The following is an 11,957-nucleotide window of genomic DNA, read 5'->3' on the forward strand; positions in this document are numbered from 1 at the left end:
ATTTCGTCCCGCTGCCCGTCACTCCGCCGTCCCCCGCCACCTCCGCCCGTCGTCGCCGCTGTCCACGCATCACGGCTCGGGCATCATGCCGCGCATCGCTCCCGGCCTGACGGGAGCCCACGAGGAGTCCTCGGCGATGGACACGGAGCTGCAAGGCAAGGGTGTGCTGGTGACGGGGGGCGCGGGCGGCATCGGCTCGGCGCTGGTGCGGGCGTTCGCGGGCGAGGGCGCGAAGGTGGCGGTGCACTACCACCGGAGCCAGGAGAAGGCGGCGGCGCTGGCTCGTGAGGTGGGGGGCACGTCGGTGCGCGCGGACCTCACGGTGGAAGCGGACGTGGACGCGCTGGTGCCCTCCGCGGTGAAGGACCTGGGCCGGCTGGACGTGCTGGTGTGCAACACCGGCGTGTGGCCCGCGCCGGATGAGCCGGTGTGGAAGATGTCTCTGGAACGCTGGCGCCGCACGCTGGCGGAGAACCTGGACAGCGTGTTCCTGAGCTGCCGCGCGTTCCTGCGCCACGTGGAGACCACGGGCACGGGCAACATCGTCATCATCAGCTCCACGGCGGGCCTGTTCGGCGAAGCGGGCCACGCGGACTACGCGGCGGCGAAGGGCGCGCTCGCGGGCGGCTTCGTCAGGAGCTTGAAGAACGAGCTGCACCGCATCGCGCCCCTGGGCCGCGTCAACGTGGTGTGTCCGGGCTGGACGGCGGTGGACCGCAACCGCGACAAGCTGACCGATCCGAAGTTCGTCGACCGCGTCACGCGGACGATGCCGCTGCGCAAGGTGGGGCAGCCAGAAGATGTGGCGCGGGTGGTGGTGACGCTCGCGTCGGACCGCATCTCCGGACACGTGACGGGAGAGGTCGTCACCGTGGCGGGGGGCATGGAAGGCAGGGTGCTGCATGACGGCTGACGTGGACGTGCGGACGTACAACCGCGAGGCGTGGAACGGCGAAGTGGGCCGGGGCAACAAGTGGACCCTGCCGGTGTCCCCGGAGGTCATCGCCGCCGCGCGACAGGGCGACTGGAGCCTGGTGCTCACGCCGTCGAAGCCCGTGCCGCGCGCATGGTTCGGGGACCTGGCCGGCAAGGACGTGCTGGGGCTCGCGAGCGCGGGCGGTCAGCAGTGTCCGGTGCTCGCGGCGGCCGGCGCACGCGTCACCGTGTTCGACAACTCGCCCGCGCAGCTCGGGCAGGACCGCCTGGTGGCCGAGCGCGAGGGCCTGACGCTGAAGCTCGTGGAGGGCGACATGAAGGACCTGTCCGCCTTCGCCGACGGAAGCTTCGACCTCATCTTCCACCCGTGCTCCAACTGCTTCGTGGACGCCATCCTGCCCGTGTGGCGCGAGGCTTTCCGCGTGCTGCGCCCCGGAGGCGTGCTCCTGGCGGGCATCTGCAACCCGGTCCGCTACCTCTTCGACCCGGCGCAGGAAGAGCAGGGCGTGATGCGGCTCAAATACACGATGCCGTACTCGGACTTCACCAGCCTCACCGACGAGGAGCGCCGCCGCTACACCGACAAGGCCGAGCCCATGGTCGTGGGGCACTCGCTGGAGGATCAACTGGGCGGACAACTGGCCGCGGGCTTCGTGCTCACCCACCTCTTCGAGGACAAGTTCGAAGAGAAGGACCTGCTCTCCACGTTCCTTCCCACCTTCATGGCCACGCGCGCGGTGAAGCCACCCCTGCGTCCGTGACGCGGATGTGGGTTGCGCTCCGGACTTGAAAAAGCCTACAGGGGCGGAGTCCGGGTCTGTCTGGACATCCCCCCTTTGTAGGAGTCACCCATGAAGCTGTCCCTGCGTCTCTCCGCGCTGTTGCTCGCGGGCGTTTCCGTTCTCGGTCTGGGCTGTGAAGGCGCGGGTGCGCGCGATCCGCTGAACGCCATCGAAGCGGGCGCGCCGGTGTCGGTGGAGCCGCAATTCGCGCAGGTGGAGCAGGGCGCGGTGGGCGACACGTTCCTGCGCTGTACGCAGCCGCAGGACGGTTCGTACCTGGAGGTCGTGCAGACGGCGACGGGCTACGAGGCGGCCACGGTGACGGAGGCGTACGACCCGTGGGACTGCCGCTGCACGTACCTGAAGCGCGTGGTGCTGGGGCAGTACACCCGCTGCAACCGCTCCACGGTGGACCCGCGCATCCTGAACTGTTTCCGCATCGAGCCCAACGGCACGACGGGCAAGGTGGTGCTGTCCACCACGCGCGTGCAGAAGACGCAGATGGTCATCGGCGGGACGCAGACGGTGTCGTACTCGGAGCTGAGCATCGCGGCCATCAACCAGGACCCGGGCCAGACGCCGCGCAAGGACTTCACCTACACGCTGGCGGACTGCCAGTAATCCCGGCCGTCCGGAGCGGGATTTAACCTTCCGCCGGCTCCGGGGTTTCAACGGTCAGAGCACGACGGAAGCGGGCCTGCACGGCTGCTTCCGCCGCGCTTTCCGACCCGAACCTGGAGTCCACCACCATGTCGCTGAAGTCCATTCTTCGCGGTACCGCCGTCGCCACGCTGCTGTTCGCCGTGCCCGCGCTCGCCCAGACCGCCCCGACGTCCGAGTCCGCGCCCCAGAAGTCCGGCCAGTGCGAGAAGGGCGGCCGTGGCAAGCACGGCGGTGGTGGCCACAAGTTCGGCCGCATGGAGCACCGGCTGGACAAGCAGGTCGCGGAAGGGCGCCTCTCCCAGGCCCAGGCCGACGGCTTCAAGGCCGAAGCCAAGGCGCTGCACGAGGAGATGAAGGCCGCCCGCGCCGCCGCCAACGGCCAGGTGGATGAGGTCCAGCGCTCGCAGTTCAAGGAGCGCCGCCGCGCGCTGAAGGAGAAGATCAAGGCCGCGCTGGCGCCCACGCAGCAGGGCGCCTGAGGTTCGCGGTGATGGGGACGCGTGACGAGGGGGACCGGTTGGCGCAGACTGACCGGGCCCCCTGTCGCCGGGAGTCCCCATGGTTCGCTGTCTCCTCGTCGCGGTGGTGCTCCTGACCGTTGGCTGCCGCGCGCATTCGGACGTGATGCCAGAAGCGCAGGCGCAGGCCGCGCCGCCCGCCGAGGTGGACAAGCCGGTGACGCTGGTGGCGGACGAAGAGCTGCTGCGCGTGCAGAAGCGCGCCCGCTACATCGTCGCCTCGGAGCAGGGCTCCATCCGCGCCACGGATCTGCTGCTGAAGCGGCCGGACCTGGACCGCACGCGGATGAACTGGTTCTTCACCGTGCCGCGCGGCAACGCCTGGTACACCGTCTTCGGGCGCTTCAATCCGCAGGACGTGTTCGTCCCGGCCTACGCGTACCGCGCGCCCATCGAGTTCTCCTCCGAGATGGAGGACTTCCCGGTGGAGTCGCTGCCCGAGGGCATGGAGGCCGTGGCGCGGGCCGTGAGCGCCGCCTGCGAGCGCGTCTACGAGGTGCACGGTCGCAAGCAGCTCAACCCCGTCGTGGTGGAGGAAGACGGCGCCCTCACCGTGTACGTGCTCCAGGGCTTCGACAGCTCGAGCCTGTACCTGCTGGGCGGCGACTTCCGCTTCCGCTTCAGCAAGGACGGCCGCCAGAAGCTCCAGGAGCTGCCCCTGCACCAGGGCCTCATCCCCGTGTCCATCGCGCCGGATGGCGACGGGGAGCGGCCGGCCTTCTCCGCGCACGCGCACGTGCTCTTCCCGGGGCCCATGGAGACGGAGCTCGCGCTGGTGATGCTCTATCCGGTGCTGGGCGGCCTGTTCGTGGGCGTGACGGACCAGGACTGCATCTACGCGCTGTCCCCCGACGGCACCATCCGAGCGGTGCGCCTGAGCCGCGAAGAGGTCCTCCGGGAGCTGCGTTCGGACGGCACCTTCGCGCCCCCCGAGTCCCTGGTGCCCCCGAAGGACGAACAGGGCGCGGGCGTGGTGCTCTGAACAACGCCTGACGCCGCACTGTTGAGCTTCGACCATCCCTGTCGCCCGGGCCCCGTCGCGTGTGGGTGGGGAGTGCCTAGAGTGCTCCGCCTCATGTGGACGCAGGCGCGTGGCGTGCGTCCACGGACACCCGACAGGAGGACGTGATGGCCTTGCAGAACGACTACCAGGACGTGCTGGACGTGGCGAAGAACGTGGGCGCCAAGGTCGAGACCCGTGAGGAAGGCGGCAAGCTCATTATCAAGGGCACGGTGGAGCACGCCTTCGATCGCGATCGCATGTGGGATCAGATCAAGGCGAAGCACCCGAAGTGGAACGAGGAGATCATGGTCAACCTGACCGTGACCCACGCGGAGCCCTACGGCATCCACACCGTGAAGTCGGGCGACACGCTGGGCAAGCTGGCCCGTGACATCTACGGCGACGCGAAGCTGTACCCGAAGATCTTCGAGCTCAACAAGGACCAGCTCAAGGACCCGGACAAGATCCAGGTGGGCCAGAAGCTCAAGCTGCCGCCGAAGACGATCGTCAACGTGGCGTAGTCACGCCGCTGTTTCCCCTGGCCGGCGGTGGCCTTCTTCGCGGCTTCGCGCAAAGGCGACCGTCGGCACCGGGGACCTGCTTCACACCGGGGAGCGTTCCCTCAGGCTCCGCGCAGTCGCTCGGCCCAGGTGAAGTAGGCCTTCCGGGGATCGTCGAGCGGGTCGCGGAAGAGGGCGCGGATGTCGGCGGTGTCCACCTGGCCGGAGTCGAAGGCGCGGTAGAGGCTGTCGCCCAGCAGGTAGCCGAGCGCGTGGCTGACGCCGTGGAAGAGGCGGTCGCGGCGCAGGGGCAAGAGCTTCACGGCCTCCTCGGGCGCTTCGCCCTCCGTGGCCTTGTGGGCCAGGACGAAGGCGGCGATCTGCCGCTCCAGGCCCCGGGCCTCGCCGAAGCGCTTTGCCCACTCCGACACGTTGGGGCACGTGCGGCGCGGGTTGATGAGCTTGGAGCCGAAGAAGCCCAGCGCCTCTTCCAGGCAGCGGGCGTAGAAGGCCTCGGACGCGCCGCGCGGGGCGTCCATGGCGTCACCCACGGCGCAGTGGCGCACGAAGTGGGCGGCCTCTTCGGCGGCGTGGTTGAGCGACAGCGACGCGAGGTAGGCCGTGCGCGCGCGGGGGATGTAGCCGCTCTCGCGCGACAGGATGTGCTTGCGGAGCTGGGACACCTCCGCCTGGGTGAACCGGCCGCGCTGCCGGATGCGAGCGAGCACGTCGCCGTCCGCTGCCGTCGTCACCTCCACGGAGTCCAGCGCCCGACCCACCGGCACACCCGCGAGCCGACCGATGAGCTCCGCCATCTCCCGGAAGCGCTCCGCGGCGCTGCGGTCCATCAGCGGGGCGTCGTCGCCTTCGGCCTCCAGGTAGTCCAGGAAGCTCTGCTGGCAGAGGACGGGCGAGGCGTTCATCAGGCACAGCGCGCCGTCCGCCAGCTCCACGGCCTCCGCGGAGCCCAGCCGGCCCTCGCGGGCGAGGCGCCACCAGAGGCCTTCGGCGTTCTGGTACACGACGAGTCCCCGGCGCGGGTGGTCCTCTCCAAGGGCGCGCTCCACCTGGGCGGGCAGGTGGCAGGGCGCGGCGTGGAACTGGCCCACCAGCACCATCACGAGCGGGACATCCTCGGCGCGGGCCACCCGTGCGATGCGTTCGGCGGCGAAGGCGTCCCGCAGCGCGAGCGAACGCTCCCCCTGGGCCCGCCGGTCGATGGCCGCCACCGACAGCTTGTGGCGCTTCGCGAAGTGGAGCACGGCGCGGATGCCGGCGCCCGGACCGAAGCCGGTAGTGGGGCCGTGGCCCAGCCGGGACAGGAGGGTGCGCTCCGGCAGGCGCCCCGCGAGGTACGCGTCCAGCGCCGCCTGATGACGGCCTTCCACGCATTCGAGCGCCAGCACGACGCGACGCCCGGAGGCGAGGGCGCGCTCGGCGAGGTCCAGGTACGTCTGCTGGGCCAGGGGCAGCGTGTGGTAGTCGCCGACGTAGACGAGGTCGGAGGCCGCGATGCGCTGGTGCACGTGGGAGACGGGCACGACGCGCTGGTAGGTGTTCGTGCGACGCCGGTAGCGCGCCTCGTAGGCACGGAAGGCGTCGGTGCGGCCTTCCACCACCCGTGCAATCTGGGCGCGTTGGCGGCGGAACAGGGCGAGGTGAAGGGCTAGCGACGCGCGCATGGAGAGCGAAGGCAACGTCGCACGCGCTTCCGGGGGCGGCAAAAAATCAGCGGGAAGGACGCAGGTGGCTTGCTTGACTCGAATGGCCCTGCAACGGACCATCCTTGGCAATCTTGCTGACCGTCCTTCCTCGCACGCTCATCCTCTGCGCCGTGGTGTTCGTCGCGGCCCCCGTCCACGCGCAGGAGCCCGCGCTGCTGCACGCCTCGCCGCCGCGAGCGGAGGTCCGTCAGCCTCTCCAGTTGGATGCGACGCTGGTGGATGGCGGCAAGGTGCTGGAGGTCTTCGTCCGCTACCGCGGCCCCGGCGATCCGTACATCCAGGTCCCGATGGAGCGGCAATACGGAGACCTGTACCGCGCGGAGATCCCCGCCGAACACATGGTGGCGCCCGGCGTGGAGTACTACGTCGAGGCCGCGATGGTGGACGGGGCGCGCACGCCGCTGTTCATGACCGCGCTCCGGCCCGCTCGCGTCAAGGTGGGGGAGCAGCCCGCGGCACCGGTGGTATCGGCGCCTGCCAGGCCGGGCTCCCGAGGGGACGCACCACGGTCCGCGCCGAACATCGACGCGTTCTCGCCGCCCTCCGGTGGCGATGACGACGGGGATTCCGCCGCGCCGGCCGATGCGCGAGGCACGCCCAGGCCTGGCACGGTGACGCCTGCTCCCACGTCGCGGGGAAACACGGTGGAGCCGCGGACGGGGAGCACGGCCCCGGAGGTGACGCGGGGGACTGCCGCCCCGGACGCACGCGCTTCGACGCGCCCGGAGGCTTCCGACCCGCGTGCCACAAACAACCGTACGCGTACGGACGCGACCGATTCGCGTGCCGCGGCTCAACCCGGCACTGTCGATCCGAAGTCCCCGGCTCGCCCGGAGGGCACTGACTCGCGGACCGCTCCGCGCACGAGCGGCACGGACTCTCGCGGCACGTCTCGCACGGCGGGCACCGACTCCCGGTCCTCGTCGCGTCCCGCGGAAGACGATGCGATGGCCGCACTCACCGCGGACCTTCCTCCCGACTCGCGTGCGAGCACTTCCCGTTCGGGCACTGCCGCTGGCTCCCGCGAACCCGGAGCCTCCAGCCGCAGCTCGATGGACGACGACTTGGCGCTCTACAGCGCGGAGGACGTGCTCGCGGTGACGACGCTCCAGGAGGAGGCGGTGCGCACCGTCCCGGCCATTGGCGCGTCGTTCAACCGCGCGCAGATGATCGCGCTGGGTGCCCGCACGGTGGCGGACGTGCTGGACGTGGTGCCGGGCGTGTCCGTCAGCCGCGACGTGCAGGGCTTCCACCGCACCGCCGTCCGGGGCCTTCGCAACGACGCGGAGGTCCTCTTCCTCCTGGATGGCCACCGCCTCAACAACTTCTTCGACGGCAAGGCGCTGATGAACCTGCCGGTGGAGAACCTGGAGCGCATCGAGGTCATCCGAGGGCCGGGCTCCGCCATCTACGGCGCTGGCGCTTTCCTGGGCGTGGTCAACCTCGTCACGAACCACGCAGACGGCGTCCGGGGCGCGGTCACCACGGGCGGCGTTCCTCGCGACGACGGCCGGCTCGCGCTCGCCACGGACGGGCACCTGTCCGTCGCGCACACCACGGGCGACCTGCGCCTGTTCGCGGACGTGGACCTGTGGACCCAGGACGGTGACTCGCTCGTCATCGACCACGACGCACTGGACGCCGAGTCCGTGGACCAGGGCCTGCGCAACATTGAGGACCCCGCGGGCCGCACGCGCGACGGACGCTTCTTCGTCAACGCGGGCGGAGGCATCTCCTACGGCCTGGACAGCGCCGGCCGCGTGGGCGTGTCCGCGCGCTACCTCGCTGAAAAGCGCGATGCCCTGGTGGGCCTGTTCGACACCGTGGGCGAGGACTCGCAGTTGTCCTGGAACGTGCTGCTCGCCGACCTCACCTGGGACCGTCCCCTGGGCGATGGGGGCCAGATTCGCGCGCGGCTGGGGTTCGACCAACAGGCCACCGACCGCCGCTTCCAGCTCACGCCCTCCGACTTCCGCACCGGTGACGGCCTGGATCAGCGCTTCCCGGACGGCCTCCAGGAGGAGACGCGCGTCACCGTGCGCACCGTGACGGCGTCGGTGGACGCGGACCTCGCGCTCGCGAAGGAGAACCACCTCACCCTGGGCTTCGTCGTCGAACAGCAGTCCCTGTCGAGCTACGCGTACACGACGAACTACACGCTCGACGGTCGCCTGCGCCCCAGCCCCACCGCCCCCGAAGGGCTCGTGGACCTGACCGAACTCGCGGACGGCGCGGCCTCCCGCCGCCTCAACCTGGGCGTGTCCGCGCAGGACCAGTGGACCGTGCTCTCCGGGCTGACGCTCACCTTCGGCATGCGCGTGGACGCCACCCAGCTCCCCGACGTGGACGCGGCCGGAGCGCTGGACGGCCGCAGGACGGTGGTGCGCGTCAACCCGCGCGTGGGCCTGGTCATCGCCGCGTCGGACGCGTTGGTGCTCAAGGCGCTCTACGGCCGGGCCTTCCGTCCGCCCACGCCCCAGGAACTGGTCGAGCGCATCCCGGACACCGACTACAACCAGGGCCGCTTCGAAGGAAACCCGCTCCTTCAGCCCGCCACCGTGGACACCTTCGAGCTGGGCGCGGACCTCATCCAGGCCGCCGGTGACACCCGCGTGCGCGTGCGCGGCAACGCCTTCCTGCAGAACTTCTCCTCGCCCATCACCCCGGTGGACACGAGCGGCAACATCGTCCCCCTGCGCAACCGCGAGCTGGGCGTGCGCGTGTACGGCGTGGAGGCGGAGGCCCGGCTGGAGGCGTCCAAACGCGCCGCCGCGTGGGTCAACGCCAGCCTGTCGCGCGCGCAGGACCTGGAGCTGCCCGGCCAGTCCCGCCTGCTCACCGACGTGCCCCAGGCCCGCTTCAACGCGGGCGTGTCCATGCCCCTGGGTGACTGGGTGAACCTGGACGTGGTGGTGCGCTCCGGCGCCGAGCGCCGCAACAACAGCCGCTCCACGCTGGAGCTCATCCGCCGCTACAAGATCCCCGCCTACAGCCTCATCACCGCGCAGCTTCGCTCCGAGCCCATCCTGGAGCACTTCGAGGTGACGCTCTTCGCGCAGAACCTCTTCGACCACGACCTGCGCGACGACGTGCCCCGTCCGGACCGCATCAGCGGCCTGCTGCCGCGCGAGGGCGTGTCCGGCTACCTCACCCTGAGGGCCTTCTACTGATGGACCGCCGCTTCCTCGCCGCCGCGCTCGCCGGGCTCACGCTGTTGCCCGGATGTCTTGCGTACAACGACTCCTGCGCCCCGCTGGTGGACGACCCCGACGCCATCGTCGGCTACGTGGGCGAGGAGGTCTTGCTGGACAAGACCTTCACCCGTCACGACAACAACGCGCTGGGGCAGCTTGCCGCGGACGCCTTCCTCCACGCCGAGGACGGCGCGGCGAAGCCCACCGAGCTGGGCATCATCAACGGCGGCTCCCTGCGCGACGAAGGGCTGTGTGTCACCCGCACGTCCGTGCGCACGGGGCCGCTCAGCAACGGCGTGCTCCACGAGGTGATGCTCTTCGAGAACCTCGTCGTGACGGTGGACCTCACGGAGAAGCAGCTCGTGGCCCTGTTCGAGCACTCCGTGGCCACCCTGGCCATGGAAGGGCAGGCCATCGTGTCGCCCTCGGGTGCGTTCCTCCAGGTGTCCGACGGCACCACCCTGCGCGTGGATTGCGCCCGGCCCGCCGGCCAGCGCGTGAAGGAGCTGCGCGTGCGCGGCCGCGCGGTGTCCGTGCCCGCGCGTGACGATGAAGCCATCCGCTACCGCGTGGCGATGTCCGCGTTCGTGCTGGAGGGAGGGGACGGCTACGGCAGCATCCTGGGCAACGCGGGACAGGACCCGGACCGCAACCCGGTGCAGGCGCGAAGGCTGGGAGGCACGGACACCAACCTCACGGCGGCGTACATGAAAGACACGTACCCCAGCCCGGTCCAGGCGCTGAAGGAAGCCCCGCGCGTCGTCTTCGAGAACTGCGCCCGGCCCGCCAGACCCGTTTCGCGCTGACGCATCAGCGCGGACGGGACCTCAGGGCCGGGGCAAGGGGACGGAAGCCTTCCCTTACGTCTTGGAGGGCTCGTCCGAGGAGGCCGGGGCACTGGCCACCACCGCCGCGGGAGCGGCAGCAGGGGCCTGGGCCACGGCGGCCACCTGCCGCGGGGGCAGGGGGCCGAGCACGTCGTTCATCGAGGGCATCCGACGGATGTCGGCGCGGGCCACCTTCCACGCCTGCTGGACGATCCACGAGAGGGAACGGTCCTGCCGGTTCGCCTCGCGCTGGATCTCTTCCAGCATCTCCTCGGGGAAGTAGAGCGACTGCTTGCGGTGATCCGTGGTGGCCATTGCCGGGGCTACTCCTCGCGAGGGTCCTGGCGTTCGTCGCCAGTGACGTCGTTGACGGCAGGGAATGACTTGATGCGCTCGCGGGCGATCTTCCAGGCCTGCTGCACCACCCATGAGAGGGAACGGTCCTGCCTGTTCGCCTCCTCCTGGATCTCCTTCAGCATCTCCTCGGGGAAGTACAGCGACTGCTTGCGCTTGTCGGTGCCTGCCATACCTGGGTCTCCGGGGCGGATTCGAGGTGACGACCTGAACACACCGGAGCGGTTATCCGACAGACTCCCTGAAGGGTCAACGGTTTCGGAACACTCGTGTGTGCCCGGGGCCGCTGAACGCTCCGCTTCCGACAATGCGCGGCCCCCCGGACGCGAAAGAAGCGTGGCACGAAAAAAAGGAAACGCCCCGGCTTCCATGAAGGAAACCGGGGCGTTTCGGAAAGAGGGACCGCCAGGAGCGAATCTCCAAGCGGCCCCGTGGGCCCAGAGGGGGAGGGGGGGGACCCCTAGGCCCAACACCATGAAGTCCAGAACGTCCGACCAACATCCGCGGGGCGCCGTTCTATTTCCGCCCCTGCGACCACCGGTTGTGGGGATCATGCCAACCGCGCCCCACACCATCCTTCCACCGCGAATCTGTAACCCGGCCACCCACGGCTCCATTCCTTCGTCGCCGCCATGCCCCGCGCGTCTCCTGGACTCCCACCGCTGGCCGCCCTGCTCGCCCGCTCCTACGCCGACCATGGCCTCGCCGCGCGTTCGGTGCTGCTGGCCGTCTCCGGGGGCGCGGACTCCACCGCGCTCCTCGTAGGGACGGCCCGCGTGCGTGAAGCGCTGGGCCTGCGCGTGGAGGTGGCCACGTTCGACCATGGCCTCCGCGAGGAAGCCGCGGAGGAGGTCGCCACCGTCGCGGCCCTGTCCGCCCGCCTGGGACTCGTCTGCCACGTCCGCTCGCTCGCGCTGTCGCCGGGCGCCGGGATGGAGGCCCGGGCGCGCGAGGCGAGGTACGCGACCCTGGAGGTGCTGCGCGAGGCACGCAACCTGACCGCGATTGCCACCGGCCACACGCTGAACGACCAGGCGGAGACCCTCCTGATGCGCCTGGCGCGAGGCACCGCGCTCCGGGGCGCGCGGGGCATCCTCGCGGAGGCGCCCTCGCTCATCCGCCCCCTGCTGGAGTGCTCGCGCGATGACGTGCTCGCCTTCCTGCACGCCGAGGGACTGGCCTACGTCCGCGACCCGATGAACGCGGACCCCTCGCTCTTCCGCACCCGCGTGCGCACGGATGCGCTGCCCGCGTTGGACCGCGCGGCGGGGTTCAGCACCCTCGCGCACCTGGCGAACTTCGCCCGGCTCGCTTCGGAGGATGAAGCCCTGCTGGGGCGTCTGGCGGACGCGTCGTGGGAGCGGTTGGCGCTGCCCGGAGGCGGACTGGACGTGGTGGGGGTGGGCGCGCTGGAAGGCCCGCTGCGGCGCCGGGTGCTCGCCCGACTGCTGGAGGC

At 70.6% G+C, this 11,957-nt stretch carries 12 protein-coding genes; 9 read left to right on the top strand and 3 right to left on the bottom strand.

From position 1 onward, the window contains the following. Window positions 1-136: 136 nt before the first annotated feature. From D7V88_RS32310 to D7V88_RS32335, 6 genes are all read left to right on the top strand, one after another. Window positions 137-913 carry an SDR family NAD(P)-dependent oxidoreductase gene (locus D7V88_RS32310; protein ID WP_120544481.1) on the top strand — a complete coding sequence of 259 codons (777 nt, stop codon included), beginning with the start codon at window positions 137-139 and terminating at the stop codon, window positions 911-913. Continuing rightward, entirely contained in the window at window positions 903-1,697 is a 795-nt protein-coding gene (locus tag D7V88_RS32315) for a class I SAM-dependent methyltransferase (RefSeq protein ID WP_120544471.1), read from the top strand. The genes D7V88_RS32310 and D7V88_RS32315 overlap by 11 nt, the downstream gene beginning before the upstream one ends. A gap of 90 nt (window positions 1,698-1,787) precedes the next feature. Next, on the top strand, window positions 1,788-2,339 hold the full coding sequence (locus tag D7V88_RS32320) for a hypothetical protein (protein WP_120544472.1): 552 nt from the start codon (window positions 1,788-1,790) through the stop codon (window positions 2,337-2,339). 128 nt (window positions 2,340-2,467) lie between these two features. Further along, window positions 2,468-2,860, top strand: a complete 393-nt coding sequence (locus D7V88_RS32325) for a hypothetical protein (RefSeq protein WP_120544473.1) — start codon at window positions 2,468-2,470, stop codon at window positions 2,858-2,860. 79 nt (window positions 2,861-2,939) lie between these two features. After that, window positions 2,940-3,881 carry a hypothetical protein gene (locus D7V88_RS32330; protein WP_120544474.1) on the top strand — a complete coding sequence of 314 codons (942 nt, stop codon included), beginning with the start codon at window positions 2,940-2,942 and terminating at the stop codon, window positions 3,879-3,881. A gap of 146 nt (window positions 3,882-4,027) precedes the next feature. Then, window positions 4,028-4,423, top strand: coding sequence for a LysM peptidoglycan-binding domain-containing protein (locus D7V88_RS32335; RefSeq protein ID WP_120544475.1), 396 nt, complete (start codon window positions 4,028-4,030; stop codon window positions 4,421-4,423). Window positions 4,424-4,524: 101 nt separating this feature from the next. Here D7V88_RS32335 and D7V88_RS32340 read toward each other — a convergent pair whose 3' ends face one another. Continuing rightward, window positions 4,525-6,084, bottom strand: a complete 1,560-nt coding sequence (locus D7V88_RS32340; RefSeq protein ID WP_120544476.1) for a ChaN family lipoprotein — start codon at window positions 6,082-6,084, stop codon at window positions 4,525-4,527. Between the two features lie 104 nt (window positions 6,085-6,188). Between D7V88_RS32340 and D7V88_RS32345 the strand changes: the two genes are divergently transcribed. Then, on the top strand, window positions 6,189-9,296 hold the full coding sequence (locus tag D7V88_RS32345; protein WP_244238514.1) for a TonB-dependent receptor domain-containing protein: 3,108 nt from the start codon (window positions 6,189-6,191) through the stop codon (window positions 9,294-9,296). Then, the gene (locus D7V88_RS32350) at window positions 9,296-10,126 is read left to right on the top strand and encodes a 5'-nucleotidase C-terminal domain-containing protein (protein WP_120544478.1); all 831 of its coding nucleotides are present in this window, start codon (window positions 9,296-9,298) and stop codon (window positions 10,124-10,126) included. The genes D7V88_RS32345 and D7V88_RS32350 overlap by 1 nt, the downstream gene beginning before the upstream one ends. 54 nt (window positions 10,127-10,180) lie before the next feature. Here the strand turns inward: D7V88_RS32350 and D7V88_RS32355 are convergent, their stop codons facing one another. Then, window positions 10,181-10,462: a TIGR04563 family protein gene (locus D7V88_RS32355; protein ID WP_120544479.1), complete on the bottom strand. Its 282-nt coding sequence runs from the start codon at window positions 10,460-10,462 to the stop codon at window positions 10,181-10,183. Between the two features lie 8 nt (window positions 10,463-10,470). Continuing rightward, complete coding sequence (locus tag D7V88_RS32360) at window positions 10,471-10,674, bottom strand: TIGR04563 family protein (RefSeq protein ID WP_015350409.1); 204 nt, start codon at window positions 10,672-10,674, stop codon at window positions 10,471-10,473. Between the two features lie 459 nt (window positions 10,675-11,133). Here D7V88_RS32360 and tilS point away from each other — a divergent pair. Then, window positions 11,134-11,957, top strand: an 824-nt coding sequence (tilS, locus tag D7V88_RS32365) for a tRNA lysidine(34) synthetase TilS (RefSeq protein WP_120544480.1), incomplete at its 3' end; no start/stop codon positions are given.

The sequence above is a fragment of the Corallococcus terminator genome (assembly GCF_003611635.1).
GTDB lineage: Bacteria > Myxococcota > Myxococcia > Myxococcales > Myxococcaceae > Corallococcus > Corallococcus terminator.

Bases quoted from the DNA above. Each gene is read 5' to 3' on its own strand.
- D7V88_RS32335 (WP_120544475.1), top strand. From the start codon at position 4,028: ATGGCCTTGCAGAACGACTACCAGGACGTGCTGGACGTGGCGAAGAAC.
- D7V88_RS32310 (WP_120544481.1), top strand. From the start codon at position 137: ATGGACACGGAGCTGCAAGGCAAGGGTGTGCTGGTGACGGGGGGCGCG.
- D7V88_RS32320 (WP_120544472.1), top strand. From the start codon at position 1,788: ATGAAGCTGTCCCTGCGTCTCTCCGCGCTGTTGCTCGCGGGCGTTTCC.
- D7V88_RS32325 (WP_120544473.1), top strand. From the start codon at position 2,468: ATGTCGCTGAAGTCCATTCTTCGCGGTACCGCCGTCGCCACGCTGCTG.
- D7V88_RS32360 (WP_015350409.1), bottom strand. From the start codon at position 10,674: ATGGCAGGCACCGACAAGCGCAAGCAGTCGCTGTACTTCCCCGAGGAG.
- D7V88_RS32350 (WP_120544478.1), top strand. From the start codon at position 9,296: ATGGACCGCCGCTTCCTCGCCGCCGCGCTCGCCGGGCTCACGCTGTTG.
- D7V88_RS32340 (WP_120544476.1), bottom strand. From the start codon at position 6,084: ATGCGCGCGTCGCTAGCCCTTCACCTCGCCCTGTTCCGCCGCCAACGC.
- D7V88_RS32355 (WP_120544479.1), bottom strand. From the start codon at position 10,462: ATGGCCACCACGGATCACCGCAAGCAGTCGCTCTACTTCCCCGAGGAG.
- D7V88_RS32315 (WP_120544471.1), top strand. From the start codon at position 903: ATGACGGCTGACGTGGACGTGCGGACGTACAACCGCGAGGCGTGGAAC.
- D7V88_RS32330 (WP_120544474.1), top strand. From the start codon at position 2,940: ATGGTTCGCTGTCTCCTCGTCGCGGTGGTGCTCCTGACCGTTGGCTGC.